We start from the raw sequence: 26,392 nt of genomic DNA, 5'->3' as shown, positions 1-26,392 counted from the left end.
GGCATGAGGGGTGCCCCGGCGCCGCAACATACCGAGCCAGCCTGAAAGCGACCGCGACAGGGTCCGGGGCGGCTTGTCCAACAGGGAAACGCGCATATGGTTGAACAATCAACGGCCGGCCCGATGGTCGGCGCGACGGGGGACGACGGCTTGGCCGCGTCGGGCAGACTGCACCGCACCTTGGACTGGCGCGGGGCCTTCTGGGTCGCGGCGGGCGTGCCGCCGCTGGTCCTGTTTTCCATCGGCGGCATCGCTGGCGTCGCAGGCAAGGCCGCCTTCGTGGTCTGGATGCTGTCCATGTGCATGGGCTTTCTGCAAAGCTTTACCTATGCCGAGATGGCCGGGATGTTCGGCAACAAGTCGGGCGGAACCTCGGTCTATGGCGCGACGGCCTGGCTGCGCTATTCGAAGCTGATCGCGCCCTTGTCGGTCTGGTGCAACTGGTTCGCCTGGAGCCCGGTGCTGTCGCTGGGCTGCGCCATCGCGGCCGGCTACATCCTGAACTCGCTGTTCCCGATTCCGCTGGCGACCAGCCAGCCGGTGATGGATTGGGTCGCGGCCAACATCGGCAGCTATACGGCGCAGAGCCAGGCGGTCATCGACTATATCGCCGCCAATCCCGGCGCGGCCACCGATGCCGCCATCCAGGCCGTGGCCCGGGCGGACGCCGTCGCCGCCCTGACCCCCACCTTCCGCACCTGGGAGGCGCTGGCGCTGCCGATCCCCGGCCTGGGCACGCTGCATTTCAACGCGACCTTCGTCATCGGCGTGGTCCTGATGCTGATCATTTTCGCGATCCAGCACCGGGGCATCTCGTCGACCGCGAAAGCGCAGCGGGTCATGGCCATCATCGTGCTCGTGCCGCTGTTCCTGGTCGGGTTGGTGCCGATCCTGAACGGCTCGATCAACACGATGAACGTCACCGGCATCGTGCCGCCGACCGCCGCCTATGCCGCGACGGACGGGGCCTGGGACATCGGCGGCTGGACGCTGTTCCTGGGCGCGATGTATATCGCCGCCTGGTCGACCTATGGCTTCGAGACCGCGGTCTGCTACACGGCCGAGTTCAAGAACCCGGCGACGGATACCTTCAAGGCGATTTTCTATTCCGGCCTGCTGTGCATGGTCTTCTTCTTCCTGATCCCCTTCGCCTTCCAGGGCGTGCTGGGCCACGAAGGCATGCTGGCCCCTGAAATCGTCGACGGGACCGGGGTCGGCGCCGCCTTGGCCGGGCTGGTCAGCGGCGGCGCGGTCATCACCCAGATCCTCGTGATGCTGATGATCCTGGCGCTGTTCCTGGCGATCATGACCGCGATGGCGGGATCGTCGCGCACGCTCTACCAGGGGTCGCGCGATGGCTGGCTGCCGCGCTTTCTGGGCCATGTGAACGAACATGGCGCGCCGACCAACGCGATGTGGACCGACCTGTTCTTCAACGTGTTCCTGCTGGCGCTGGCCTCGGACCCCGGCGGCTATTTCTACGTGCTCGCCATCTCGAACGTCGGCTATATCATGTTCAACTTCATGAACCTGAATGCCGGTTGGATCCACCGCATCGACAGCCCGCATCTGGTGCGTCCCTGGAAGGCGCCGACGGTGCTGATCGGGATCAACACCTGCCTGGCCTTCGTGAACGCCATGTTCCTGGGCGCGGGCGCCAAGGTCTGGGGCTATTCCGGCGCGCTGTGGTCGGGGCTGATCATGGCCAGCTTCATCCTGCCGGTGTTCTGGTTCCGCCACTACTACCAGGACAAGGGCCATTTCCCGCGCGAGGCGATGGAGGACCTGGGCCTCAGCGACCACGGCGACCTCGGCCCGCGCCGCGCCGGCATCCTGCCCTATCTGGCGCTGATCGCCGGGGCCGCGGTGGTGCTGTTCAGCAACTGGTTCTTCCAGCTGCCAGCCTGACCCGAAATCGGCGGGATCGGCAGCCCGGTCCCGCCCCAAACGCAAGACTATTGGGAGAATGACGAGATGACGAATTCCTGGCGCTTTTCGACGCTGGCCGACCGCCACCGCGCCCTTGGCTCCGAGCTGGAGGACTGGAGCGGCATGGGCACCGCCTGGTCCTATACCTCGGGCGACCCGGATGCCGAATACATGGCGATCCGCACCAAGGCCGGGCTGATGGACGTGTCGGGCCTGAAAAAGGTCCATATCACCGGCGCCGCCGCCAGCCATGTCATCGAGCGCGCGACCACGCGCAACCTTGAAAAGCTGATGCCCGGCCGCTCGGTCTATGCCTGCATGCTGAACGACGCCGGCAAGTTCATCGACGACTGCGTGATCTATCGCACCGGCCCGAACGCCTTCATGGTGGTCCACGGCGCCGGCCAGGGCTTCGAGCAGCTGACCATGGCCGCCTATGGCCGCGACGTGTCGGTGATCTTCGACGACAACCTGCACGACCTGTCGCTGCAAGGCCCGCTGGCGGTCGACTACCTGGCCAAGCACGTCCCGGGCATCCGCGACCTGCCCTATTTCGCGCATATGCAGACCTCGCTGTTCGGCAAGCCGGTGATGATCTCGCGCACCGGCTATACCGGCGAGCGCGGCTACGAGATCTTCGTGCGCGGCCAGGACGCCGGGCTGGTCTGGGACCGCATCCTGGAAGAGGGCAAGGAGATGGGCATCATCCCCTGCCGCTTCACCACGCTCGACATGCTGCGGACCGAAAGCTACCTGCTGTTCTTCCCCTACGACAACTCGGAAATGTATCCCTTCGAGAACGAGCAGGGCGGGGATACGCTGTGGGAACTGGGCCTGGACTTCACCGTCTCGCCCGGCAAGACCGGCTTCCGCGGCGCGGATGAGCATTACCGCCTGAAGGGCAAGGAGCGCTTCAAGATCTGGGGCCTGAAGCTGGAAGGCGACAAGGTTCCGGGCAACGGCGCGCCGGTGATGCAGGACGGCAAGCAGGTCGGCGTGGTGACGCAGGCCATGCATTCGCCGCTGAACGACTGGACCGTCGCCATCGCCCGTCTGCCGGTCGAACTGGCGAACGACGGCACCAGGCTGGTCGTGAACTGCGCCACCCATGGCGAGATCCCGGCGACCACCGGCCAGATGCCGTTCTTCGACCCGGAAAAGAAACGCCGCACCGCCAAGGGCTAAGCCACCGGCCGGGGGCGGGACTGCCGCCCCCGCCCCCTCAGCCAAATCTGCCAGGGACCACCGCAATGAGCTCGCCGCCGACCCAAACCTTCACCAGCCGCCCGGTTTACGCGACCCTGGAACCGCGGCCCTGTCGCAGCGCCCTGATGGTCGCCGACGACGCCGGCGCGGCGGCGCTGGTCGCGCTGGCCGAAAAGGCGCCCGACCTGATGGCCAAGGCCACGCTGCTGCATCTTCAGGACGGCTTTTCCATGGCCCCCGCGCTGCGGGCGCTGAACCCGGCAAACCTTGTCACGCTTGGCGCGACCGCCGAGTTGCCGGCGGCGCTGGAGTGCGCGCTGGACGGCGCGGCGATGGGCTTGCAGGCCTTTCTCGCCGGCTCCGAAGGGCTGATCGCGCAGGCACAGGCGCAGCTTCTGGATGCCGGCCTGCCACTGGGCGCGATCCAGTCCGAACATCGCGGCACCGCCGCGCGGCGCATGCAATGCGTGCATTGCAAGACCGTCGCCGAGGGCGTGACGACCGACCCCTATACCTGCCCCGGCTGCGGCCGGGCGCTGTTCGTGCGCGACCATTTCTCGCGCCGGCTGGGCGCCTTCCAGGGCGTCTGCATCGACGCCGAAACCCCCGGCGAGGTGCCTGAACCCGTGGAGATCCGCTGATGCAACCCCTGATCCTGACCGCGCGCGAAACGCTGTCGCCCCGCATCACCCGCTTTCGCTTCGAACGCCCCGACGGGGGCCCGCTGCCGCTGTTTTCCGGCGGCGCCCATGTCATGGTCGAGATGCAGGACGGCAACATCCTGCGCCGCAACGCCTATTCGCTGATCTCGGACCCCGAGGACGGCTCGGGCTACGAAATCGCCGTGCAGCGCGAGGACCAGGGCCGCGGCGGCTCGCTGTTCATGCACCGCGAGGCGCAGCCGGGGATGCTGATGCATATCGGCAATCCGGTGAACCTGTTCGCGCTGAACCTCAAGGCCCGCAAGCACCTGCTGATCGCCGGCGGCGTCGGCATCACGCCCTTCCTCGCGCAGGTGCGCGAGCTGCGGCGGCTGGGCCTGCCCTATGAGCTGCATTACGCCGTGCGGGCGCGGGACGAGCTGGCCGCCCTGCCCCTGCTGCCCGAGGGCGTGCATGTCCATGTCAGCGCCGAAGGCTCGCGCATGGACCTGGGCGCGCTGCTGTCGGCGCAGCCGCTCGGCACGCATCTGTATGTCTGCGCCTCGGACCGGATGATCTCGACGGTGCTGGATTCTGCGCTGGCGCTCGGCTGGCCCCGCGACGCGCTGCATTCCGAGGAATTCCTGGCCCCCGCCCCCGGCGAGCCCTTCGAGGTGCATTGCGCGCGCAGTCACAAGACCCTGACCGTCGGCGCCCATGAAAGCCTGCTGGAGGCGCTGGAAAACGCCGGCATCGACGCGCCCTGGCTGTGCCGGGGCGGCGCCTGCGGGCAATGCGAAACCGATGTGCTGGCCTGCGACGGCACCATCGAACACCACGACCACTGGCTGGAACCCGAGGAACGCGCCCGCAAGATCATGCCTTGCGTGTCGCGCTTCCGCGGCCGGCTGCTGACCATCGACCGATAGGAGGCTCCGATGACCATCACCTTCAACAAGGAAAGCTTTCGCGGCGACTACAGCTATCACAACTCGCCCGCCGCGATCCGCCGCTTTCCCTTCCCCTTCGACCGCGACGAATACATGTATTCGGTGAACATGGAGCCGCATCGCGCCGCCGGTCCCGACCACAGCGTGTTCCAGCGCCGCTTCGACGTGGACGAGCATTACGTAGCCGAGATGGCGGACCGCGCCATCACGCTGCAGCGCGACCCGGGCCGCTGCCAGTCGCTGCCGCATATGCGGCTGGCGGGCTGGGATCTGCTGGAACTGATCATGACCGCCAAGTCCGAGGACTATCCGGACCTGTTCGAGCTGCACCGCGACGGCGACCGCTGGCGCTGGGTGAACAAGCCCTTGGGCATCGACGACAGCTTCACCTTCATGGACGATCTCAGCCTGCCCTATGGGCCGATGGAATACATCACCCGCCAGACCCAGGGCGATTTCGCGCTGCTGGACCAGCGCGAGAACAACCTGTGGATGGATGCGGGCATGGTGACGTCGCAGGCCGACTGGAGCCTGGATTTCGACATCGGCATGAACTTCTTCGAATGGCACGCGCCGGTGCCGCGCGCGGCGGAAATGGGCATCTTCCAGCGGGCGCTGAAGTTCCTGCTGAACGTGCAGCAGGACACGCCGGCCCGGCGGCTGAACTGGACCATGACCGTGAACCCGCGGCTGGACACCAGCCCCGAGACCTATCCCGAATGGGGCCCGGAAAAGCGCACGCTGACCCCGGAAAACGTCGGCCAGAAGCAATATCTGCGCGTCGAGCTGCAGACCTTCTTCCGGCTGCCGCGCTCGAACGCCATCGTGTTCCCGATCCGCTGCTATCTCTGCGCGCTCGAGGACATCGTGAAGGTGCCGAAATGGGGCCGCCGGTTGCATCGGGTGATCCGCGACGTGCCGGACGACCTGGCGACCTACAAGGGCTTCCTGGTCAACAAGCCGCTGATCGTCGAATACCTGTCGAAGTTCGACGACGGCGCGCCCACCTCGCCCGGCATCTACCCGGACTAGGGCCGCTTGCGCATCGCCTGCCGGCGCCGTGCCGGCGGCATGCCGAACCGTGCCGCGTAAAGCCGCGAGAAATGCGCGGCGCTGGTGAACCCTGTGACCAGCGCCACGTCCAGCATGCTCAGCGCCGTCTGCTGCACCAGCTCGTCGGCCTTGCGCAGCCGCATCTCACGATAGAACTCCATCATCGAGGAACCGAGTTGATCGCTGAACAACCTCTGCAACTGGCGCGGGCTGCAGCCGACCTGGGCGGCGATCTGCTCGGGCGTCAGCGGGTCGGACAGGTGGCTGAACATCAGGTCCACCGCCTGCGCCAGCATGGGGTGGCGCAGGTCGAAGCGCTCGGCGACCGGGGATTGCTGCGGCTCGTCGGCATTGCGGGCGCGGGGGTGGATGAACCACTCGGCCACCTGCCGGGCGAAGGGTGCGCCGTGGTCGCGGGCGATCAGCGCACACATCATGTCCAGCGCGGCGACACCGCCGGCGCAGGTGAAGCGGTCGCGGTCGATGACGTAAAGCGCGCGCTCGATCAGCAGGTCGGGCTGGTGCTCGGCCAGGGCGTCGATATGCGCCCAGTGCAGGGTGAAGCGGCGCCCCTCCATCAGCCCCAGCCGGGCCAGGATCGCCGCGCCGCCGGAAATCCCGCCCAGCCGGACCTTGCGGTTCTGCAGCGCCCGCAGCCCCCGCGCCAGCGCCGCATCCTCATAGCGCAGCGGGTTGCCGCCGGCGACGACCAGCGCCAGGTCCAGCGCCGCCGGATCGGGCAGGGTCTCGGTAGCGAAACCGCCGCCCGAGGTGGACGCGGCAAAGCCGCCGGCGACGGAATGATAGCTGGGGCGATAGAGTGCGCGCCCCGCCAGCTGGTTCGCCGCGCGCAGCGGCTCGACCGCCGCGGTCAGCGACATCAGGGAATATTCCGGCGTCAGGATGAAGCCGATTCGCAGCATTTCCTCGGCCATGCCGCCCTCGCGTCACAAAAACTTTGTCCCCGTCCCCTAAAGGCAATTTTTTGTCCGTTCAAGACAAATGACGCCGAAAATCCCGCGTATCTTTCCTGTGAGGAAAGGCGAATCGGAGTGCTGACACCGTGAGATATTCGGGTTTTCGCGTCATCAAGGAGGCCCTGACGGGCCATAAGGGCTGGAAGCCGATCTGGCGCAATCCCGATCCCCAGCCCGCGTATGACTATATCATCGTGGGCGGCGGCGGGCATGGCCTGGCGACGGCCTATTACCTGGCCAACACCTTCAAGAAGGCCCGCATCGCGGTCCTGGAGAAAAGCTGGCTGGGCTCGGGCAATATCGGGCGCAACACCACCATCATCCGCTCGAACTACATGCTGCCGGGCAACGAGCCGTTCTATGAATTCTCGATGAAGCTCTGGGAGAACCTCGAGCAGGAATTCAACTTCAACGCCATGGTCAGCCAGCGCGGCATCCTGAACCTGTGCCACACCGATGCGCAGCGCGACGCCTTCCGCCGCCGCGGCAACGCCATGATCTTCGCCGGCGCCGATGCGGAACTGCTGGACCGCGAGGGCGTGCGGGCCATGTATCCCTGGCTGAACTTCGACAATGCCCGCTTCCCGATCAAGGGCGGGCTGTTGCAGCGCCGGGCCGGGACCGCGCGCCATGACGGCGTGGCCTGGGGCTATGCCCGCGGCGCCGACCGGGCCGGCGTCGACCTGATCCAGAACTGCGAAGTCACCGGCTTCCGCATCGAGGGCGGCAAGCTGCGCGGGGTCGAGACCTCGCGCGGCTATATCGCGGCGAACAAGGTCGGCGTCGCGGTGGCCGGCTCGTCGGGTCGGGTCATGGCCCAGGCGGGCATGCGCCTGCCGATCGAAAGCCACGTGTTGCAAGCCTTCGTCTCCGAGGGGTTGAAGCCCACCATCGACGGCGTCATCACCTTCGGCGCCGGGCATTTCTATGTCAGCCAGTCCGACAAGGGCGGCCTGGTCTTCGGCGGCGACATCGACGGCTACAACTCCTATGCCCAACGCGGCAACATGGCGGTGATCGAGGACGTGGCCCAGGGTGGCATGGCGCTGATGCCGGCCATCGGCCGGGCGCGGCTGCTGCGGGTCTGGGGCGGCATCATGGACATGTCGATGGACGGCTCGCCCATCATCGACAAGACGCCCGTCGAGGGACTCTACCTGAACGCCGGCTGGTGCTACGGCGGCTTCAAGGCCACCCCGGCCTCGGGCTATACCTTCGCGCATCTGCTGGCCACCGACACGCCGCACGACACCGCCAAGGCCTATCGGCTGGACCGGTTCGAGCGCGGCTATCCCATCGACGAAAAAGGCATGGGCGCGACGCCCAATCTGCACTGAGGGCCATGACATGCTGATCCCCCATCCCCTGCTTGGCCTGCGCGACTCGGAAGAGTTCTCGTACCTCGGCGATGCCACCCTGCTGGAGCGTCCCGACGGCATGGCCGCCGACGCGCCGCAGCGCTTCTATGAATACCAGCACCTGCGCGACAACCCGGCCGGCGTCCACCGCGAGCTGTGGTTCCACGAACAGGGCGACCGCAGCTGGCTGGTCGTCACCCGCAACACCGTCACGCACGAGATCCTGGGCGCCGAGCTTGCCCGCGACGTGAAGCTGGCGATGGCGAAAGGCGGTGCGGCATGACCCGTCTTTCCGGCGGTCTGATCGACCGCAACCGCAGCCTGAACTTCACCTTCGACGGCAAGTCCTACACCGGCCATGCCGGCGACACGCTGGCCTCGGCCCTGCTTGCCAACGACGTGCGGCTGATGGGCCGCGGCTTCAAGTATCACCGCCCGCGCGGCGTCTTCACCGCGGGCTCCGAGGAACCGAACGCGCTGGTCGAGCTGCGCGCCGGCAACCGGCAGGAGCCGAACACCCGCGCCACCGTGGCCGAGCTGTTCGAGGGGCTGGACGCCCGCAGCCAGAACCATGTCGGCTCGCTGGGCTTCGACCTGCTGGCGGTGAACGACCTGATGTCGCCCTTCTTCGCGGCGGGCTTCTATTACAAGACCTTCATGTGGCCCAAGGCGTTCTGGGAAAAGCTCTACGAGCCGATGATCCGTCGCGCGGCGGGCCTGGGCAGCCTGTCAATGCAGGCCGACCCGGACAGCTATGACGCGGGCTTCCTGCATTGCGACCTCTTGGTCATCGGCGGCGGCGCGGCGGGGCTTGCGGCGGCGCTGACCGCGGCGCGGACCGGCGCACGGGTGATCCTGGCCGACGAGGACTTCCGCCTGGGCGGCCGCTTGCTTGCCGAAAGCGCGCCGCTGGACCGGCCGGCGGCCGAATGGATCGCCGAGGTCGAGGCCGAATTCGCCAGCCTGCCGAACCTGCGCGTCATGCGCCGCACCACGGTCTGGGGCGCCTTCGACCACGGCATCTATGGCGCGGTCGAGCGGGTTTCGGACCACCTGCCGACGCCCGGCAAGCGCGTGCGTCAATCGCTGTGGCGCATCACCGCCAAGCGCGCGATCCTGGCCGCCGGCGCGACCGAGCGTCACATTCCCTTCGCCAACAACGACCGGCCCGGGGTGATGATGGCGGGCGCGATGCGGGCCTATGCCAACCGCTGGGCGGTCAGCCCGGCCAAGCGGGTGGCGATCTTCACCAACAACGACGACGGCCACCGCACCGCCGCCGACCTGGCCGCCAAGGGGGTCGAGATCGCCGCCGTGGTCGACAGCCGCCCCGACGCGCCCGCGCGCGGCAGCTACCGGACCATTGCCGGCGGCATGGTCACCGACAGCAAGGGCCGGCTGGGCCTGGCCAAGGTCGAGGTGACGCAGAACGGCCGCGCGGAATGGATCGACTGCGGCGCGCTCGGCGTCTCGGGCGGCTGGAACCCGAACCTGCACATCGCCTCGCACCATCGCGGGCGGCCGGTCTGGAACGAAGCCGCGCAGGCCTTCCTGGCCGAGGACGGCAATGTCGCGGGCCTCAGCATCGCCGGCGCCGCCGCCGGCAAGGGCTCGACCGCGCAGGCGCTGGCCTCGGGCGCGCAGGCGGCGGTCGCCGCGCTGGCCGACATCGGCATCAGCGCGCATCTGCCCGACCTGCCCCGCGCCGAGGACGAGGCACTGAACCTCAAGCCGCTGTGGCACGTCCCCGGCAAGGGCCGCGCCTGGGTCGATTTCCAGAACGACGTGACCGTCAAGGACGTGAAGTTGGCCTATGTGGAAAACCTGCGCCCGGTCGAGCACCTGAAGCGCTGGACCACGCTTGGCATGGCGACCGACCAGGGCAAGACCTCGAACGTGACCGCGATCGCGGTGATGGCGGAACTGACGGGCCAGTCGATCAACCAGACCGGCACGACGATCTTCCGCCCGCCCTATACGCCGGTTTCCATGTCGGTGCTGGGCGGCGGCGACACCGGCGCGCATTTCCGCCCGCGCCGGCTGACGCCGACGCATGAATGGGCGAAATCGCAGGGCGCGGTCTTCGTCGAGGTCGGGCAATGGATGCGGGCGCAGTATTTCCCCCGCAAGGGCGAGACCGAGTGGCGCCAGACCGTGGACCGTGAGGTCCTGGCCACCCGCGCGGGCGTCGGCATCTGCGACGTGACCACGCTGGGCAAGGTCGACGTGCAGGGCGCCGACGCCGGCGAGTTCCTGGACCGGGTCTATGCCAATGCGATGAAATCGCTCAAGGTCGGCATGGTCCGCTATGGCCTGATGCTGCGCGAGGACGGCTTTGCCTGGGACGACGGCACCTGCGCCCGGCTGGCCGAGGACCAGTATGTCGTGACCACGACCACGGCCAACGCCGGCACGATCTACAAGCATATGGAGTTCTGCCGGCAATGCCTGTGGCCGGAACTCGACGTGCAGCTGATCTCGACCACCGATGCCTGGGCGCAGATGTCGGTCGCCGGCCCGCATGCCCGCAAGCTGCTGGAGCGGGTGGTGGACGGGTTCGACATCTCGAACGAGGGCTTCCCCTTCATGGCCTGCGCCAACCTGACGGTCTGCGGCGGCCTTCGGGCGCGGCTGTTCCGCATCAGCTTCTCGGGCGAATTGGCCTATGAGATCGCGGTGCCGGCACGCTATGGCAATGCGCTGATGGCGCGCATGCTGCAGGTCGGCGCCGACCTGGGCGCCACGCCCTATGGCACCGAGACGCTGGGCGTGCTGCGCATCGAAAAGGGCCATGCCGCCGGCAACGAGCTGAACGGCCAGACCACGGCGCAGATGCTCGGCATGGGCAAGATGGTCTCGACCAAAAAGGACTCGATCGGCGCGGTGCTGTCGCGGCGCGAGGGCATGGTCGCCGACCGGCGCGTGCTGGTCGGGTTCCAGCCCGTCAACGCCGCCGATCCGGTCATGGCAGGAGCGCATCTCTTTGCCGAAGGCGCGGCGCAGGATACCGCGAACGACCAGGGCTGGATCACCTCGGCCTGCTATTCGCCGCATGTCGGCAGCGCCATCGGGCTGGGCTATCTGGTGAATGGCGACAGCCGCAAGGGCGAGGTGGTGGTCGCCGCCAACCCGCTGCAAGGCCAGTCCGTGCGCGTTCGCGTGGTCTCGGCCCATTTCGTTGACCCCGAAGGAGGCCGCGTCCGTGACTGACCTGACGCCGATCTGCGCCCTGGGCGCCGCCGTGCCGCAAAGCCGCACCATCGGCGCGGTGACCCTGACCGAAAACGCCGAGCTGGGCCTGGCCTCGCTGGCCCTGCGCCGGGGCGGCGCGGCCCCCGACCTGGGCCTGACGCTGCCCGGCCCCGGCGGCTGGGCCGAAGGCCAGGGCATCGCCGCCTTCTGGACCGGACCCGACCAGTGGATGGTCGAGTTCCCGGGCCAGGCCAGCCAGGATGTCGCGGCCCGGCTCGCCGGCCCCGGCGTCTCGGTGACCGAGCAGACCGACGGTTTCGCCGCTTTCGAGATCACCGCGCCCGAGCCGGTGCTGGTCGCGCTGATGGAAAAGCTGGTGAACGTCGATCCGGCCCGCTTCGGTTCCGGCTCGGCCACCCGCTGCGGCTTTCACCACATGAGCATCTTCATCATCCGCCGCGCCGCGGACCGGCTGGCGGTGCTGGGCATGCGCTCGGCCGCCGGCACCATCTGGCACGCGCTCGTCGACGCCGCCGAACAGCAGGAGATCCGGGCATGAGCAACATCATTGACGGGAAGGCGTTTGCCTTGGGCTTGCGGGGGCGGGTTGCCTCGGGGGTTGCGGGTCTTGCGGCGCGGGGGATCGTGCCGGGGCTGGCGGTGGTGCTGGTGGGCGAGGATCCGGCCTCGGAGGTCTATGTCCGGAACAAGGGCATCCAGACCCGCGAGGCCGGCATGGCCTCCTGGGAGCACAAGCTGCCGGCCGAGACCGGACAGGCGGAGCTGCTGGCGCTGGTCGAGAAACTGAACGCCGACCCGGCGGTGCATGGCATCCTGGTGCAGCTGCCGCTGCCCGCGCATATGGATGCCGAGGCGGTGATCAACGCCATCGATCCGGCAAAGGACGTCGACGGCTTCCACATCCTGAACGTGGGCCTTCTGGGCACCGGGCAGAAGAGCATGGTGCCCTGCACGCCCCTGGGCTGCCTCTTGATGCTGCGCGACCGGCTGGGCGATCTCTCGGGGCTGAACGCGGTCGTGGTCGGGCGCTCGAACATCGTCGGCAAGCCGATGGCGCAGCTCTTGCTGGGCGAGAGCTGCACCGTCACCATCGCGCATAGCCGCACGAAGAACCTGGCCGAGGTCTGCCGCAGCGCCGACATCCTGGTCGCCGCCGTCGGCCGGCCGCGGATGATCCCCGGCGACTGGGTCAAGCCCGGCGCCACGGTGATCGACGTCGGCATCAACCGCATCGAGGAGGACGGCCGCACCCGGCTGGTCGGCGACGTGGACTTCGACAGCGCGGCCCGGGTCGCCGGCGCCATCACCCCGGTGCCGGGCGGCGTCGGGCCGATGACCATCGCCTGCCTCTTGGCCAATACGCTGACCGCCTGCTGCCGGGCGAACGGGCTGCCCGACCCCGAGCTGGTCGGCTGAGATTGCCGGGGGCCGGGGGCTCTGCCCCCACCCGCCCGCGGCCCCAGGGTGGGGCCACGGGCGCGTTCCCCCGGGATATTTGCACAAGAAAGAAGCCGGGCCCCGCCCGGGCACAGTGGAGAGCACGATGACCAAATACTGCCTGACCGTAGCCTGCCCGACGACGCGGGGCATCGTTGCCGCCATCTCGGGCTATCTTGCCGAGAAGGGCTGCAACATCACCGACTCGAGCCAGTTCGACGACATGGAGAACGACAAGTTCTTCATGCGCGTCAGCTTCCTGTCCGAGGAGGGCGTCGGCCTCGAGGAGCTGCGCGCCGATTTCGCCGAGACCGCCAAGGCCTTCGGCATGGTCTCGGCCTTCCATGACGAGGCCGAGAAGATGAAGGTCGTGATCATGGTCAGCCGCTTCGGCCATTGCCTGAACGACCTTCTGTATCGCTGGCGCATCGGCGCCTTGCCGATCGAGATCGTGGCGGTGATCTCGAACCACATGGACTATCAGAAGGTGGTGGTGAACCACGACATCCCCTTCCACTGCATCAAGGTCACCAAGGAGAACAAGCCGCAGGCCGAGGCCGAGCAGATGCGCATCGTGCGCGATTCCGGCGCCGAGCTGATCGTGCTGGCGCGCTACATGCAGGTCCTGTCGGACGAGATGTGCAAGGCGATGTCGGGGCGGATCATCAACATCCACCACTCGTTCCTGCCCAGCTTCAAGGGCGCCAATCCCTACAAGCAGGCCTTCGAGCGCGGCGTGAAGCTGATCGGCGCCACCTCGCATTACGTGACCGCGGATCTCGACGAGGGCCCGATCATCGAGCAGGACATCATCCGCGTCACCCATGCCCAGTCGCCCGACGACTATGTCTCGCTGGGCCGCGACGTCGAAAGCCAGGTCCTGGCCCGCGCCATCCACGCCCATATCCACCGCCGCGTCTTCCTCAACGGCAACAAGACCGTCGTCTTCCCGCCCTCCCCGGGGTCCTATGCCTCCGAGCGCATGGGGTGAAAAGCGACAAATCCGGCACAGGCGACGGCCAAGGCTCTGCCGAGGATTGTAATCTGTCGCAATCCTCAGCAGACTTCTTTCCTCTGAGGAAAGGAAGCCGAGCCGACATGGCCAGGAAATCGGTCAGCCAGATGAAACTGTCGCAGGACCCGCATGCCCTGCGCGACAGTTCCGAACGCAACCTCGAGGTCGCCATCGGCCGCGCCGTGCGCGAGCTGCGCAAGCGCCAGCGCATGACCGGGGCCGATCTGGCGATGCAGACCGGCCTGTCGGTCGGCATGTTGTCCAAGATCGAGAACGGGGTGATCTCGTCCTCGCTGGGCACCCTGCAGGCGCTGGCGAATGCCCTGCGGGTGCCGCTGATCCAGCTGTTCCAGGGCTATGCCGAGCCGCGCGGCGCCATGCATGTGAAATCTGGGCAAGGCGTCGAGATCGAGCGCGCCGGCACCCGGTCCGGGCACCAGTATCACCTGCTGGGCCATATCGGCTCGAACAATTCCGGCGTGGTGGTCGAGCCCTACATGATCGTGCTGACCACCGAGAGCGACCGTTTTCCGACCTTCCAGCACGAGGGGATCGAGCTGCTCTACATGCTGGAAGGCATCGTCGGCTATCGCCATGGCGAGCAGGTCTATCGGCTGGAGCCGGGCGATACGCTGCTGTTCGACGCCGATGCGCCGCATGGGCCGATCGAGTTGATCGAGCTGCCGGCGAAATACCTGTCGATCATCACCTACCCGCAAAGCAAATAGGGCCGGACGTCGCGCCCGGCCCGGTGGATCAGCTGCGGGCCGGTGCCAGGGCGGGCGCGGCGGCCGGGCTGCCCGGCTGCGCGGCGATGGCCGCGCCGGCATAGGTGCCGTCGCCCAGGCGATAGCCGACCTCGCCATGTTCGGCGGTGTCGAGCCCGTCGAATTCGGCGTCCTCGTCGACGCGCAGCCCGACCAGGGCGTCCGCGACCTTCAGCGCGATCCAGGTCGTGACCAGCGAGATGAGGATGGAAAAGCCCATGATCGCCAGTTGCGGCACCATCTGGGTCATCAGCGTGCGGCCCTCGGGGTAGCCGAGGCCGCCCAGCACCGGCGCGGCGAAGATCACCGTCAACACGCCGCCGACCGCCGCGCCGACGCCGTGGACGCCGAACACGTCGAAACTGTCGTCATAGCCGAAGCGGCGCTTGACCACCTCGACGGCGAAGACGCAGACCGGGGCGGTCAGGAAGCCCACGGCCACCGCGCCGGCCGGGCCGACGAAGCCGCAGGCCGGGGTGATCGCCACCAGCCCGGCGATGGCGCCGGAGAGCAGGCCGAAGGTGCTGGCCCGGCCGCGATGCAGCCATTCCGCCGCCATCCAGCCAAGCGCGCCGCCGGCACCGCCCAGCATGGTGTTCAGCATCACCAGCGCCGAAAAGCCGTTCGCTGCCAGCGCGCAGCCGCCGCAGAAGGCAAGCCAGCCGACCCAGAGCATGGCGCCGCCGGTATAGGTCATGGTCATGTTGTGCGGCGCCATCATCGTGCTGCCGTAGCCCTGGCGCGGCCCGGCAACCAGCGCGCAGACCAGCGCCGCCATGCCCGCGTTCAGGTGCACGACATTGCCGCCGGCGAAATCCTGCACGCCGATGTCGAAGACCCAGCCGCCGCCCCAGGCCATATGCGCCATGGGGACATAGTTGATGGTCAGCCAGACCGCCATGAAGATCAGCACGGCGGCGAATTTCATCCGCTCGGCAAAGGCGCCGACGATGATCGGCGGCGTGATCGCCGCGAACATCAGCATGAAGAGCACATAGAGATATTCAGGAATCGTGCCGACCATGCTGTCCTGGGTGACGCCCGACAGGAAGAGTTTCGAGGTGCCGCCGATCAACGCGTTCAGCGGCCCTTCGGCGAAGCTCAGCGAATAGCCGAAGGCGATCCACAAGACCGCGATCAGCGCAACCGAGGCGAAGATATGCGTCAGCACCGAAAGCACGTTCTTCGATCGCGCCATGCCGGCATAGAACAGCCCGAGCCCGGGCAGCATCATCAGCATCACGATCAGCGCGCAGGTGGCGACGAAGGCGGTATCCCCGGCGCTGAGCGCGGGTCCGGCCTCTTGCGCCTGGGCAAGGGCGGGCAGCAGGGCCGCGGCCAGTCCGGCCGGCAGGGCTTTCTTCAATCTCATGGCGATACCCATCATGGCAAGGTGAACGGGTTCATGATGGGCGGGCGGAGCGCAAAGGAAAGTTTCTTGGCGATAAATTTCCGATCCTGGAAAGAAGATCGCCGGATTGCCGCGCCCGTGGTCAGCCTGCCCGATCCCGCGCCAGAATGCTGACGCGGTCCCGCCAATGCCAAACGGCGGCCGGGCTCATTTGCCCCGCCGCCGCGCCGGTCCTGCAGCCGCGGGGTCGCCCCCGCGCCATGTCTCACATGCCCTTGTACAGCGGGAATTTCGCGCAGAGCGCCTCGACCTCGGCCTTGACGCGGGCCTCGACCTCGGCGTTGCCGGCCTCGCCGTTCGAGGCCAGCCCGTCCACCACCTCGACGATCCAGCGCGCGATCTGGCGGAACTCCGCCTCGCCGAAGCCGCGCGTGGTGCCGGCCGGCGCGCCCAAGCGCACGCCCGAGGTCACGAAGGGCTTCTCGGGGTCGAAGGGCACGCCGTTCTTGTTGCAGGTGATATGCGCCCGACCCAGCGCCGCCTCGGTCGCCTTGCCGGTCACGCCCTTGGGACGCAGATCGGCCAGGCACAGGTGGTTGTCGGTGCCGCCCGAGACGATGTCGATGCCGCCCTTCATCAGCTCGTCGGCCATGGCCTGCGCGTTCTTCACCACCTGGGCCGCGTAATCGCGAAAGCCCGGGCGCAGCGCCTCGCCGAAGGCCACCGCCTTGGCCGCGATCACATGCATCAAGGGGCCGCCCTGCAGGCCGGGGAACACCGCCGAGTTGATCTTCTTCGCGATCTCGGCATCGTTGGTCAGCACCATGCCGCCGCGCGGGCCGCGCAGGGATTTATGCGTCGTCGTGGTCACGACATGGGCATGCGGCAAGGGCGAGGGATGCTGGCCGCCCGCCACCAGGCCCGCGATATGGGCCATGTCGACCATCAGGTAGGCGCCGACCTCGTCGGCGATCTTGCGGAACTCGGCCCAGTCCCAGATGCGGCTGTAAGCGGTGCCGCCGGCGACGATCAGCTTGGGCTTGTGCTCATGCGCCTTTTTCCGCACGTCCTCCATGTCCAGCAGCTGGTCCTGCTGGCGCACGCCGTAGCTGACGACGTTGAACCACTTGCCCGACATGTTGACCGGCGAGCCATGCGTCAGGTGGCCGCCCGAATTGAGGTCGAGCCCCATGAAGGTGTCGCCGGGGCTGAGCAGCGCCAGGAACACGGCCTGGTTCATCTGGCTGCCCGAATTCGGCTGCACATTGGCGAAGCCGCAGTCGAACAGTTGCTTGGCGCGCTCGATCGCCAGGTCCTCGACGATGTCGACATATTGGCAGCCGCCGTAATAGCGCTTGCCCGGGTAGCCCTCGGCGTATTTGTTGGTCAGGACCGAGCCCTGCGCCTCGAGCACCGCCTTCGAGACGATGTTCTCGGACGCGATCAGCTCGATCTCGTCGCGCTGCCGGCCAAGCTCCTGACGGATCGCCCCGAAAATCGCAGGGTCGCGCGTCGAAAGCGGCTCGGTGAAAAAGCCCGAAGGGGTCTGTTCGTTCATGCTGTCTGCTCCTTATCCAGTCCAGCCCAGAGCGGCGGAAATGCAATTCATCGTCTGCATCAGCGCGACCGGCAGGCCTGGCCCGGTCTGGTCGCGATTCTTGCGCAGCAGCGCGACCTGAAGGTCATGCACCCGGTCCAGATCGGCGCGCACCCGGCCGAAGCGCGCCGACATGTTCGGGAAGCGCGCGCCGATCTCGGTGCCGCCGTTCAGGAAGGTCACCGCCGCGCGGCTGTCGTCATACTCCTGGCGGATGCGGCCGAAGATGTCGTCGCCCACCCCGTCGTCGGCGACCAGCGCCCGGTATTTCGCCGCCACCGCCATGTCGGCATGGAACAGCGACTTTTCCGTCTCGTCCACGATCAGCCGGAACACGCGCGATTCGCGGACCATGCGCAGCAGCAGCTTGTCGCCCTCGGCGCGGTGGAAGCGGCGGAAGGTGGCGATGGCCGAGCCGAAGCCATACCAGCCCGAGATCAGGTGGCGGTTCTGCGACCAGGCAAAGACCCAGGGGATGGCCCGCAGGTCGTCGAGGCTTTGCGCGCCGAAGCGCCGGGCCGGGCGCGAGCCCATCTTGAGCATGGCCAGCTCCTCGACGGGGCTCGACTGGTTGAAATAGTCGATGAAGCCCGGCCGGTGCAGCAGCCCGCGATAGGCGGTGCAGGACAGATCCGACAGCGCCTCGAGCGTGTCGTTGAACTCGGGCCGCACCGGCTCGACCGCACTCGCCAGCGACTGCGCCATGACCGACGAGGCCAAGAGCTCCAGCTCGTATTGCGCGGTGCCGCGGTTGGCGTATTTCGACGACACCACCTCGCCCTGTTCGGTGGTGCGCAACCGGCCGTTCACCGTGCCGGCGGGCTGGGCCGCGATGGCGCGTTCGGTCGGCGCCTGGCCGCGGCTGACCGAGCCGCCGCGGCCGTGGAAGAACACCGGCATCAGCCCGTGTCCGGCCAGCACCCGCGCGATGCTGCGCTGCGCCTTTTCCAGCTCGCGGCTGGCGCAGAGGAAGCCGCCGTCCTTGTTGCTGTCGGAATAGCCCAGCATGATCTCGATGCGGCGGTCCTCGGTTTCCAGGCTGCGCCGGGCCAGCGGCACGCGCAGCAATTCGTCCAGGATCGCCGGCGCGGCGCGCAGGTCGCCGATGGTCTCGAACAAGGGCACCACGCGCAGGTCCAGCCGTTCCGGGCCGAAACCGGCATAGCGCGCCAGCAGGAACACACCCAGCAGGTCGTCGCAAGAGCGGGTCATCGACAGGATGAACGGGCCGATGGCCAGCGGGTCGGCGCCGAAGCGGGTGACGCGCATCAGGTCCAGGAGGTCCAGAAGTTCGGCCGTCTCGGCCGGCAGCGCCTCGCGCCGGGGACTCGGCAGCCTGTCCTGCACGATCTCGGCCCGCAGCCGCGCCGACCATTCCGGCGTGCCGTAGTCCGGCGCGCCCTCGCCCCAGAGCGAGGCCAGCGCCCGCGTCGTGACCGAGGAATTCTGCCGCACGTCCAGCGTGACGGTGCGGAAGCCGAAGATCTCGGCCTGCCAGCGCAGGGGCCGCACCAGCCGTTCGGCCAGCTGGCCGGCCCCGATCAGCTCCAGCGCGGTTTCGACGCGGCGCAGCTCGGCGATATAGTCGCGGATATGGGCATAGGCCGGACCGTTGCCCGAGGCGGTGGCCTCGATGCGGCGGGCAATGGCGCTGATCGCCTGGCGGAACAGCTCGCCGGGGTTGCGGTGCTGCTGCCCTTCGGGCGGCGGGGCGGCGTCGATCACCGCCTGCAGTAGGCCAAGCGCCTGGCCGGGCAGATGCGCGATGGCGCTGCTGATGCTGAGCTGGCGCGCGGCCAGCTCCAGCCCCTGCCGGCAGCGGTCCAGGGCCGCCGCGCGGCCGCGGTCGAGCGCGGTGCGGGTGGTCTCGGTCGTGACATGCGGGTTGCCGTCGCGGTCGCCGCCGATCCAGGAATGGAAGCGCAGCAGCGGCACCGGCCGGTCGGCGGGGTCGGCGCCATGGTCCTGCGCCGCGGCCTGCTGGAAGCGGCGCATGACGTTCGGGGCGGCGTCGAACAGGCTGTCGCGAAAGAATTGCAGGCCCCATTCGATCTCGTCGAGCGGCGTCGGGCGCTGGCGACGCAATTCGCCGGTCAGCCACAACAGGTCGATCTCGGCCTCGAGATCGGCGAAAAGATCGGCCCTTTCGCGCGGGGTCCAGCGGTCGGTCTCCAGCGTGACCAGCGCGCGATAGATGCGGCGGTGGATCTCCAGCACGGTGACGCGCTTGGCCTCGGTCGGATGCGCGGTCAGCGTCGGGCCGACGCAAAGCCCCTGCACATTGCGCCAGAAGGTCTCGGGCGCCAGCTGCGGGCCTTGCGCCAGCACGCGGGCGAAGCTGCCATTGACCGCGGCCGGGCCGTCGCCGGTCTCGACCATGCGGCGGGCGCGGGTCGCGACATTCTCGTCGATGATCTTTAGCAGCTGGAACCAGATGTTCAGCGCCTGAAGGCAGACGGTCACGTCGCCGTCCTGCGGCAGCTCGGCCGACTCGCCCGACAGCAGCGGCAGGATGCCGGGCGCGCGGCGGGCGATGACATTGGTCCAGAGCGCGCGCAACTCGGCCCGCAGCCGCCCGCCATAGGCGTCCTCGGTTTCGTCGGGGGGCAGGCTGCCGATCCGCTGAACCCCGCTTTGCATCAGTTCACCCTGTCGCGCGGTGCGCGTCCTGCGAAGAAATCTTCAAGGTTGTCGAGCACGCGGAAGCCCATCGCCTCGCGCGCCTCGCGGGTGGCGCTGCCCAGATGCGGCAGCATCACCAGCCGGTCGCTGTCACGCAGCGCCGGGTTGATGTTCGGCTCGCCGTCGAACACGTCCAGCGCGGCGCCGCCGATGGATTCGAACCACAGCGCATGCGACAGCGCCATCTCGTCGATCACCTCGCCGCGCGCGGTGTTGATCAGGAAGGCGTCGGGCCGCATCAGCCCCAGCCGGCGCGAGTTGATCAGGTGCCGGTTCGCCGCGCCGCCCGGGCAATGCAGCGAGACGAAATCGCATTGCGGCAGCAGTTCGTCGATGCTGGCGACCTGGGTGGCCTGGCATTGCGCCAGCACCTCGGGCGCGACCGGGCTGCGGTTATAGGCCAGGATCTTCATGCCGAAGCCGTGATGCGCGCGCCGGGCCATTTCCTGCCCGATGCGGCCATAGCCGATGATGCCCAGCGTCTTGCCGGAAACCTTGGTGCCGACCAGATGCGTCGGCCGCCAGCCGGTCCATTGCCCGGCGCGCAGTTCGCGCTCGCCCTCGCCGGCGCGGCGCGCCACCATCAGCAGCAGCGTCATCGCCAGGTCGGCGGTGCATTCGCTGAGCACGTCCGGGGTATTGGTCACGACGATGCCGTGCCGGCCGACGCTGTCGAGATCGATGTGGCTGTAGCCCACGCCGTAATTCGCCAGGATCCGCACCTGCGGCTTGTCGATGTCCAGCGCGGGCGCGCCCAGCTTGTCGGTGACGGTGGGCAGGATCGCGTCGTAATCCCGCATCGCCGCCCGGAAATCCTCGGGCGTGAGCGGCTTGTCGGCGGTGTTCAACCTGACGTCGAACGCCTCCGCCAGCCGCGCCTCGACCGCCGCGGGCCAGCGGCGCGTGACAAGAACCCGAGGTTTCGCCATGTCTGCCTCCGTTACTGCAGGACGCGGGCGATGGTCTGCCCGATCACGGCGGGGTTTTCCGCCATGGTGATGCCGGCCGCCGACAGGATTTCCACCTTTTCCGAGGCGCTTTCCCCGAAGGCCGAGATGATGGCGCCGGCATGGCCCATGGTGCGGCCCTTGGGCGCGGTCAGGCCGGCGATATAGGCCACCACCGGCTTCGTCACATGCTCGCGGATGTAATCCGCGGCCTCGGCTTCCTGCGGCCCGCCGATCTCGCCGATCAGGCAGATGGCATGGGTGTCGTCGTCGTTCTGGAAATGCTCCAGCACGTCGCGGAAGGACGAGCCGTTGATCGGGTCGCCGCCGATGCCGACCGAGGTCGAGACCCCCAGCCCCAGCTCTTTCAGCTGCGCCGCCGCCTCATAGCCCAGCGTGCCCGAGCGGCCGATGATGCCGACATGGCCCTGCATGTAGATATGGCCCGGCATGATCCCCAGCATGGCCTTGCCGGGGCTGATGGTGCCGGCGCAGTTCGGGCCGGTCAGGATCATCCGGCGCTCTTTCGGATAGCGGTACATGTAGCGCTTGACGCGGATCATGTCCTGGGCCGGGATGCCGTCGGTGATGCAGACGCAGTACTGGATGCCGGCATCGGCCGCTTCCATGATGCTGTCGGCCGCGGCCGGCGGCGGCACGAAGACCAGCGAGGCCTGGGCGCCGGTCGCCTCGACCGCTTCCTTGACGGTGTTGAAGACCGGCACGCCCTCGCAGGTCTCGCCGCCCTTGCCGGGCACGACGCCGCCGACGACATTGGTGCCGTAGTCGATCATCTCCCTGGTATGGAAGCGGGCCATCTTGCCGGTGATGCCCTGAACGATGACGCGGGTTTCACGATCCAGAAAAATGCTCATCACACGGCCCTCAGGTTGGGGTTCTGCTTGGTATCGGCGCGCCATGCGGCGACGGCGCGTTCGGCGGCTTCCATCAGCGTGGTGGCGCGGATCAGCGGCAGCCCGCTTTGCGCCAGGATCTTCTGGCCTTCCTCGACATTGGTGCCGGCCAGGCGCACCACGACCGGCACATCCACCGGCTCGTCGCGCAGCGCCTTGACGACGCCCTCGGCCACCCAGTCGCAGCGGTTGATGCCGGCGAAGATGTTGACCAGGATCGCCTGCACGTTCTTGTCCGACATCACCAGCCGGAACGCCTTGGCCACCCGTTCGGGCGTGGCGCCGCCGCCGATGTCGAGGAAGTTCGCAGGCTCGCCGCCGGCCAGCTTGATGGTGTCCATCGTCGCCATGGCCAGGCCGGCGCCGTTCACGATGCAGCCGATATTGCCTTCCAGCCCGACATAGGACAGGCCGCGGTCGGCGGCGCGGGATTCGCGCGGATCCTCTTGCGACTTGTCGCGCAGCTCGCTGATCTGCGGATGGCGGAACAGGGCGTTGTTGTCGAAGGTCATCTTGGCGTCCAGCGCCAGGATGCGGTCGTCCGAGGTCACCACCAGCGGGTTGATTTCCACCATGGTCGCATCGAGGTCGCGGAAGGCGCGGTAGCAGCCCATCAGCGTGCGCACCATCTGCTGGACCAGCCCGGGCTTGATGCCAAGCGCGAAGGCGATCTCGCGGGCCTGGAATTCGCGCAGGCCGACCGCCGGCTCGATGGCGGCGCGGACGATGCTGTCGGGCTTCTCGGCCGAGATCTCCTCGATCTCCATGCCGCCCTCGCCCGAGGCGACGATCATCACGCGCTGGCTGGCGCGGTCCAGCACGAAGCCCAGATAGATCTCGCGCAGGATCGGCACCGCGGCCTCGACATAGACGCGGTAGATGCCCTTGCCCTCGGGCCCGGTCTGATGCGTCACCAGCTTCTGGCCGAACATGTTCTCGGTCACGTCCTGGATCTCGGTGTCGCTGCTGCAGACCTTGACCCCGCCGGCCTTGCCGCGGCCGCCGGCATGGACCTGGGCCTTGACGACCCAGCGGTCGCCGCCCATCTCGCGCGCCCGGTAAGCCGCCTGTTCCGGGCTATAGGCCAGCGCGCCGGTGGGAATGCCCACCCCGAACTTGCTGAGCAGTTCCTTGGCCTGGTATTCGTGGATATCCATCGTCTTCTCCCCTCCCTGGGTGTCGCTTATTCGGCGGCGACGGCCGTATCGTAGTGACGCTGCAGGCCCTCGAGCACCGGGCCGGTGTCGATGCCGGCGCCCATGTCGTTCAGCGCCGCCGCAAAGCGGGTGACGATGTCGGTGATGGCGCGCTGGTTCAGCAGGTTCAGGATGCCGATGCGCACCTGCACGGGTTCCGAAAGCGTCGGCCAGATGCCGAAGCCCTTGGCACGGCAGGAGGCCACCAGCTCGGCCTCGCGGCCCGCCAAGGCCGGCGGCAGGTTCAGCACCACCAGCGAGGTCATGTTCGAGGTGACCTTGCAGCCCATCGCCGTCACCGCATCGCGCAGCGCCGCCTCGTGGAAGGCATAGGAGCGCGCCCGGCCGGCCACGCTCTGCTGCAGCAGGATGCGCAGCGCCTCGTGGAAGGCCGCGACGGCATAGGCGCTGTGGGTGCGGTGATAGGCGCCCTTTTCCACGTCCTTGCCGTCGATGATGCCCCAGTGCCGGGCCTCGAGGATCGGGTGATGCACGAAGGTGCGGGCGCCGGATTTCTTCAGGCTGTCGATATAGCGGTCGGTGAAGCTGACCGGCGCATAGGTCAGCGGCAGGCAGCAGATCCCTTTTTGCGGGCACGAGGCCCAGCCGGCGACGCCCGGGTAATCGTCGATCGAGAAATCCTCGACCCCCAGCGACGACACGGCATCCACCAGGCCCATCGCGCCATGCTTCTCGCAGGCGTCGGAAAAGCCCTGGATGTCGTTGATGCGGCCCGATCCGGTTTCCCAATGCGCCATCGCGGCCCATTTCGGCTTGTGCTCGGCCAGCGCCTTTTCGACGATCTCGCCGGTGACCGACTGGCCATGCGGCACGGAGACGACCACGACCGAGGCCGGTTTCGGGTCCAGCGGCGCCGCGGCCAGTTCCTCGGCCGTGGCGGCCTTCATGCGCAGCGTCAGCCCGTCGATGCCCGAGAAGGTGCCGTTGACGAAGGCCACCACCTTGTCGCCCGGCATCACCGCGCTGAACAGCGTGTCGAGCCCGCTCCAGCCGGTGCCGGCGACGCCGAAGGTGTGGATGTTCCGGGTCCCCATGACCTGGCGCAGCATCAGCTTGGCCTCGATCATGCCACGCAGCACATCGGCCTGCATGTGGTCGGCCACGCCGGCACTGGCAAATCGTTGCAGCACCCGCAGATCGGTATTGCCCGGACCCGGACCGGCTGCCAGCGTGTCGGGGATTTCCAGCTGCGGAAAGATCGTCGCGTCAGTCATGCGCAATTTCCTTCAGTTCAAGAATGTTGAATTGAAAGAAACATGCTCTGGACAGCTGCCACAACGTAAGATTATGTTGCATCGAGGTATCCGTTCGGGTGGGGCAAAACCTACCCGAATGAATGGGAGGAAGGAATTGGCCCAGCATTTGCCGCCGCAAGGCGCAAGCGCGGTCATGGACAGGCCGATCCGCACCGTGCGCGGGGCGGAAACGGCGATTTCGGTGATTCTCGCCGACAGCAACCCGCTGGTCCTGTCCGCCATGTCCGAGGTGTTCGAACGCGACGCGCGCTTTTCGCTGCTGGCCACCTCGGCCACGGCCGAGGGCTTCCTGGCCACCACCCGCCGGGTGCCGGCCCGGGTCGGAATCATCGACTGGGACCTGCCCGAGATGGGCGGCGCCCGGCTGATGGAGCAGCTGCGCGAACAGGAGGCCGCGCCCCGCGTCATCGTCTATGCCCGCGAATCGAGCCAGGGCCATATCTCGGCCATGGGCGCCGGCGCCGCCGGCTTCGTCTCGCGCAACGGCCCGGTCGAGACCCTGCTCGAGACCTGCATCGCGGTGGCGGCCGGGCGGATGGTGTTCCCGTTCCTGGACGTGCGCGAGTTGCAACGCAATCCGCTGCACTCGCTGTCGCGGCGCGAAACCGACATGCTGGCCGCGCTGGCCCGCGGCCTGACCAACCGCGAAATGGCGCGCGAACTCGGCATCTCGCCCAATACGGTCAAGTTCCACCTATCGAACCTTTACGACAAGCTGTCGGTGAAAAGCCGCTCCCAGGCCATCGCGTTTTTCTATTCCCAGCAGGGCTCGCGACCGGGCGGCTGAGCGGCGATCTAGAACTTTTCGCTTTGTCAGAAATTATATTTCTTGACAGTAAATAGAAATATTCTTTCCCTTTGCGCGAGTTTTACCCCCGCCAAGGAGGCATCCCGCCATGAGTTTCTTCCCGATCGAACCCGCGCCCGCCCGCCTGAACCGCAGCGAGCTTGCCGTGCCCGGCAGCCAGCCGAACATGTTTGAAAAGGCTGCGAAATCCGACGCCGACGTCGTCTTCCTGGACCTCGAGGACGCGGTGGCGCCGGACGAAAAACCGCAGGCGCGCAAGAACATCATCAAGGCCCTGAACGAGCTCGATTGGGGCAAGAAAACCATGTCGCTGCGAATCAACGGGCTCGACACGCATTACATGTATCGCGATGTCGTGGACGTGGTCGAACAGGCCGGCGAGCGGCTGGACCTGATCATGATCCCCAAGGTCGGCACCGCCGCCGACGTCTATGCCGTCGACATGCTGGTGACGCAAATCGAGGATGCCAAGGGCTATAAAAAGCGCATCGGCTTCGAGCATATCATCGAGACCGCCCTGGGCATGCAGAACATCAACGAGATCGCCGCGGCGTCCAAGCGCAACGAGAGCCTGCATTTCGGCGTCGCCGATTACGCCGCCTCGACCCGCGCCCGCACCACCGTCATCGGCGGCGTGAACGAGCATTACGCGGTGCTGACCGACAAGCTGGACGACGGCGCGCGCCAGATCCATTGGGGCGACATGTGGCATTACGCGCTGTCGCGCATGGTGGTCGCGGCGCGCGCCAACGGGCTGCGGCCGGTCGACGGACCCTTTGGCGATTTCTCGGATCCCGACGGCTACAAGGCGGCCGCCTATCGCGCCGCGGTGCTGGGCTGCGAGGGCAAATGGGCCATCCACCCCAGCCAGATCGCGCTGGCCAACGAGGTGATGAGCCCCTCGGCCGCCGAGGTGGACCGGGCGCAGCGCATCCTCGACGCCATGGCCAGGGCCGAGGCCGAGGGCAAGGGCGCGGTCTCGCTGGACGGGCGGCTGATCGACTATGCCTCGATCCGCCAGGCCGAGGTGCTGGTCGCCAAGGCCCGGCAGATCGCGGCGTGAGCGTCGGCCTG

Annotated in this window: 22 protein-coding genes; 14 read left to right on the top strand and 8 right to left on the bottom strand. The window is 67.7% G+C overall.

The window, feature by feature from the left end; all coding sequences use genetic code 11:
- The first annotated feature begins 96 nt into the window (after window positions 1–96).
- From ASV56_RS20395 to ASV56_RS20375, 5 genes are all read left to right on the top strand, one after another.
- Window positions 97–1,908 (top strand): APC family permease, encoded by a 1,812-nt coding sequence (locus ASV56_RS20395; protein ID WP_216635424.1) that lies wholly within the window; start codon window positions 97–99, stop codon window positions 1,906–1,908.
- Between the two features lie 66 nt (window positions 1,909–1,974).
- On the top strand, window positions 1,975–3,114 hold the full coding sequence (locus ASV56_RS20390) for an aminomethyltransferase family protein (RefSeq protein WP_062563809.1): 1,140 nt from the start codon (window positions 1,975–1,977) through the stop codon (window positions 3,112–3,114).
- 65 nt (window positions 3,115–3,179) lie between these two features.
- Window positions 3,180–3,776, top strand: a complete 597-nt coding sequence (locus tag ASV56_RS20385) for a dimethylamine monooxygenase subunit DmmA family protein (RefSeq protein WP_062563808.1) — start codon at window positions 3,180–3,182, stop codon at window positions 3,774–3,776.
- Entirely contained in the window at window positions 3,776–4,705 is a 930-nt protein-coding gene (locus tag ASV56_RS20380) for a PDR/VanB family oxidoreductase (protein ID WP_062563807.1), read from the top strand. Before ASV56_RS20385 ends, ASV56_RS20380 begins: the two co-directional genes overlap by 1 nt.
- A 9-nt stretch (window positions 4,706–4,714) precedes the next feature.
- A complete protein-coding gene (locus ASV56_RS20375; protein WP_062563806.1) occupies window positions 4,715–5,758 on the top strand; it encodes a heme-dependent oxidative N-demethylase family protein in 1,044 nt (347 codons plus the stop codon).
- Here the strand turns inward: ASV56_RS20375 and ASV56_RS20370 are convergent.
- The gene (locus ASV56_RS20370) at window positions 5,755–6,714 is read right to left on the bottom strand and encodes a GlxA family transcriptional regulator (RefSeq protein WP_062563805.1); all 960 of its coding nucleotides are present in this window, start codon (window positions 6,712–6,714) and stop codon (window positions 5,755–5,757) included. The genes ASV56_RS20375 and ASV56_RS20370 overlap by 4 nt on opposite strands.
- A gap of 128 nt (window positions 6,715–6,842) precedes the next feature.
- Between ASV56_RS20370 and ASV56_RS20365 the strand changes: the two genes are divergently transcribed.
- The 7 genes from ASV56_RS20365 to ASV56_RS20335 all read left to right on the top strand — a co-directional run bounded on the left by ASV56_RS20365 (window position 6,843) and on the right by ASV56_RS20335 (window position 14,507).
- A complete protein-coding gene (locus ASV56_RS20365) occupies window positions 6,843–8,093 on the top strand; it encodes a sarcosine oxidase subunit beta family protein (protein ID WP_062563804.1) in 1,251 nt (416 codons plus the stop codon).
- Between the two features lie 10 nt (window positions 8,094–8,103).
- Window positions 8,104–8,397 (top strand): sarcosine oxidase subunit delta, encoded by a 294-nt coding sequence (locus tag ASV56_RS20360; RefSeq protein WP_062563803.1) that lies wholly within the window; start codon window positions 8,104–8,106, stop codon window positions 8,395–8,397.
- Window positions 8,394–11,324, top strand: a complete 2,931-nt coding sequence (locus ASV56_RS20355) for a sarcosine oxidase subunit alpha family protein (protein WP_062563802.1) — start codon at window positions 8,394–8,396, stop codon at window positions 11,322–11,324. Before ASV56_RS20360 ends, ASV56_RS20355 begins: the two co-directional genes overlap by 4 nt.
- Entirely contained in the window at window positions 11,317–11,865 is a 549-nt protein-coding gene (locus ASV56_RS20350; protein WP_062563801.1) for a sarcosine oxidase subunit gamma, read from the top strand. The genes ASV56_RS20355 and ASV56_RS20350 overlap by 8 nt, the downstream gene beginning before the upstream one ends.
- Window positions 11,862–12,743, top strand: a complete 882-nt coding sequence (gene folD, locus ASV56_RS20345) for a bifunctional methylenetetrahydrofolate dehydrogenase/methenyltetrahydrofolate cyclohydrolase FolD (protein ID WP_062563800.1) — start codon at window positions 11,862–11,864, stop codon at window positions 12,741–12,743. Before ASV56_RS20350 ends, folD begins: the two co-directional genes overlap by 4 nt.
- A gap of 127 nt (window positions 12,744–12,870) precedes the next feature.
- The gene (gene purU / locus ASV56_RS20340) at window positions 12,871–13,755 is read left to right on the top strand and encodes a formyltetrahydrofolate deformylase (RefSeq protein WP_018001668.1); all 885 of its coding nucleotides are present in this window, start codon (window positions 12,871–12,873) and stop codon (window positions 13,753–13,755) included.
- Window positions 13,756–13,862: 107 nt separating this feature from the next.
- Window positions 13,863–14,507 (top strand): helix-turn-helix domain-containing protein, encoded by a 645-nt coding sequence (locus ASV56_RS20335; RefSeq protein WP_018001669.1) that lies wholly within the window; start codon window positions 13,863–13,865, stop codon window positions 14,505–14,507.
- Window positions 14,508–14,535: 28 nt separating this feature from the next.
- On the opposite strand, the gene ASV56_RS20330 is transcribed toward ASV56_RS20335, so the two are convergent.
- The 7 genes from ASV56_RS20330 to ASV56_RS20300 all read right to left on the bottom strand — a co-directional run bounded on the left by ASV56_RS20330 (window position 14,536) and on the right by ASV56_RS20300 (window position 24,468).
- Entirely contained in the window at window positions 14,536–15,918 is a 1,383-nt protein-coding gene (locus tag ASV56_RS20330) for an ammonium transporter (RefSeq protein WP_082724954.1), read from the bottom strand.
- 244 nt (window positions 15,919–16,162) lie between these two features.
- Window positions 16,163–17,455 carry a serine hydroxymethyltransferase gene (gene glyA / locus ASV56_RS20325; protein ID WP_062563799.1) on the bottom strand — a complete coding sequence of 431 codons (1,293 nt, stop codon included), beginning with the start codon at window positions 17,453–17,455 and terminating at the stop codon, window positions 16,163–16,165.
- A 12-nt stretch (window positions 17,456–17,467) separates the two neighbouring features.
- Window positions 17,468–20,134 (bottom strand): phosphoenolpyruvate carboxylase, encoded by a 2,667-nt coding sequence (locus tag ASV56_RS20320; protein WP_062563798.1) that lies wholly within the window; start codon window positions 20,132–20,134, stop codon window positions 17,468–17,470.
- Window positions 20,134–21,105, bottom strand: a complete 972-nt coding sequence (locus ASV56_RS20315) for a 2-hydroxyacid dehydrogenase (protein WP_062563797.1) — start codon at window positions 21,103–21,105, stop codon at window positions 20,134–20,136. Before ASV56_RS20315 ends, ASV56_RS20320 begins: the two co-directional genes overlap by 1 nt.
- 11 nt (window positions 21,106–21,116) lie before the next feature.
- Window positions 21,117–21,998, bottom strand: a complete 882-nt coding sequence (sucD, locus tag ASV56_RS20310; RefSeq protein ID WP_018001674.1) for a succinate--CoA ligase subunit alpha — start codon at window positions 21,996–21,998, stop codon at window positions 21,117–21,119.
- Window positions 21,998–23,194: a malate--CoA ligase subunit beta gene (locus tag ASV56_RS20305; protein WP_062563796.1), complete on the bottom strand. Its 1,197-nt coding sequence runs from the start codon at window positions 23,192–23,194 to the stop codon at window positions 21,998–22,000. The genes sucD and ASV56_RS20305 overlap by 1 nt, the downstream gene beginning before the upstream one ends.
- A 26-nt stretch (window positions 23,195–23,220) precedes the next feature.
- Window positions 23,221–24,468 (bottom strand): aminotransferase class V-fold PLP-dependent enzyme, encoded by a 1,248-nt coding sequence (locus tag ASV56_RS20300; protein ID WP_062563795.1) that lies wholly within the window; start codon window positions 24,466–24,468, stop codon window positions 23,221–23,223.
- A 175-nt stretch (window positions 24,469–24,643) separates the two neighbouring features.
- Between ASV56_RS20300 and ASV56_RS20295 the strand changes: the two genes are divergently transcribed.
- Window positions 24,644–25,297 carry a response regulator transcription factor gene (locus tag ASV56_RS20295; RefSeq protein ID WP_062564053.1) on the top strand — a complete coding sequence of 218 codons (654 nt, stop codon included), beginning with the start codon at window positions 24,644–24,646 and terminating at the stop codon, window positions 25,295–25,297.
- A gap of 109 nt (window positions 25,298–25,406) precedes the next feature.
- Window positions 25,407–26,381 (top strand): HpcH/HpaI aldolase/citrate lyase family protein, encoded by a 975-nt coding sequence (locus ASV56_RS20290; protein WP_062563794.1) that lies wholly within the window; start codon window positions 25,407–25,409, stop codon window positions 26,379–26,381.
- Window positions 26,382–26,392: the final 11 nt, after the last annotated feature.

This window comes from Paracoccus aminovorans, from assembly GCF_001546115.1.
GTDB classification, from domain to species: domain Bacteria; phylum Pseudomonadota; class Alphaproteobacteria; order Rhodobacterales; family Rhodobacteraceae; genus Paracoccus; species Paracoccus aminovorans_B.
This window is presented reverse-complemented; position numbering and strand designations above follow the sequence as displayed.

Excerpts from the sequence above, each read along its gene's own strand:
- ASV56_RS20305 (WP_062563796.1), bottom strand. The coding sequence starts at position 23,194 with ATGGATATCCACGAATACCAGGCCAAGGAACTGCTCAGCAAGTTCGGG.
- ASV56_RS20355 (WP_062563802.1), top strand. The coding sequence starts at position 8,394 with ATGACCCGTCTTTCCGGCGGTCTGATCGACCGCAACCGCAGCCTGAAC.
- ASV56_RS20380 (WP_062563807.1), top strand. The coding sequence starts at position 3,776 with ATGCAACCCCTGATCCTGACCGCGCGCGAAACGCTGTCGCCCCGCATC.
- folD (WP_062563800.1), top strand. The coding sequence starts at position 11,862 with ATGAGCAACATCATTGACGGGAAGGCGTTTGCCTTGGGCTTGCGGGGG.
- sucD (WP_018001674.1), bottom strand. The coding sequence starts at position 21,998 with ATGAGCATTTTTCTGGATCGTGAAACCCGCGTCATCGTTCAGGGCATC.
- ASV56_RS20335 (WP_018001669.1), top strand. The coding sequence starts at position 13,863 with ATGGCCAGGAAATCGGTCAGCCAGATGAAACTGTCGCAGGACCCGCAT.
- ASV56_RS20315 (WP_062563797.1), bottom strand. The coding sequence starts at position 21,105 with ATGGCGAAACCTCGGGTTCTTGTCACGCGCCGCTGGCCCGCGGCGGTC.
- glyA (WP_062563799.1), bottom strand. The coding sequence starts at position 17,455 with ATGAACGAACAGACCCCTTCGGGCTTTTTCACCGAGCCGCTTTCGACG.
- ASV56_RS20295 (WP_062564053.1), top strand. The coding sequence starts at position 24,644 with ATGGACAGGCCGATCCGCACCGTGCGCGGGGCGGAAACGGCGATTTCG.
- ASV56_RS20330 (WP_082724954.1), bottom strand. The coding sequence starts at position 15,918 with ATGAGATTGAAGAAAGCCCTGCCGGCCGGACTGGCCGCGGCCCTGCTG.
- purU (WP_018001668.1), top strand. The coding sequence starts at position 12,871 with ATGACCAAATACTGCCTGACCGTAGCCTGCCCGACGACGCGGGGCATC.
- ASV56_RS20395 (WP_216635424.1), top strand. The coding sequence starts at position 97 with ATGGTTGAACAATCAACGGCCGGCCCGATGGTCGGCGCGACGGGGGAC.
- ASV56_RS20370 (WP_062563805.1), bottom strand. The coding sequence starts at position 6,714 with ATGGCCGAGGAAATGCTGCGAATCGGCTTCATCCTGACGCCGGAATAT.
- ASV56_RS20390 (WP_062563809.1), top strand. The coding sequence starts at position 1,975 with ATGACGAATTCCTGGCGCTTTTCGACGCTGGCCGACCGCCACCGCGCC.
- ASV56_RS20360 (WP_062563803.1), top strand. The coding sequence starts at position 8,104 with ATGCTGATCCCCCATCCCCTGCTTGGCCTGCGCGACTCGGAAGAGTTC.
- ASV56_RS20375 (WP_062563806.1), top strand. The coding sequence starts at position 4,715 with ATGACCATCACCTTCAACAAGGAAAGCTTTCGCGGCGACTACAGCTAT.
- ASV56_RS20300 (WP_062563795.1), bottom strand. The coding sequence starts at position 24,468 with ATGACTGACGCGACGATCTTTCCGCAGCTGGAAATCCCCGACACGCTG.
- ASV56_RS20320 (WP_062563798.1), bottom strand. The coding sequence starts at position 20,134 with ATGCAAAGCGGGGTTCAGCGGATCGGCAGCCTGCCCCCCGACGAAACC.
- ASV56_RS20290 (WP_062563794.1), top strand. The coding sequence starts at position 25,407 with ATGAGTTTCTTCCCGATCGAACCCGCGCCCGCCCGCCTGAACCGCAGC.
- ASV56_RS20385 (WP_062563808.1), top strand. The coding sequence starts at position 3,180 with ATGAGCTCGCCGCCGACCCAAACCTTCACCAGCCGCCCGGTTTACGCG.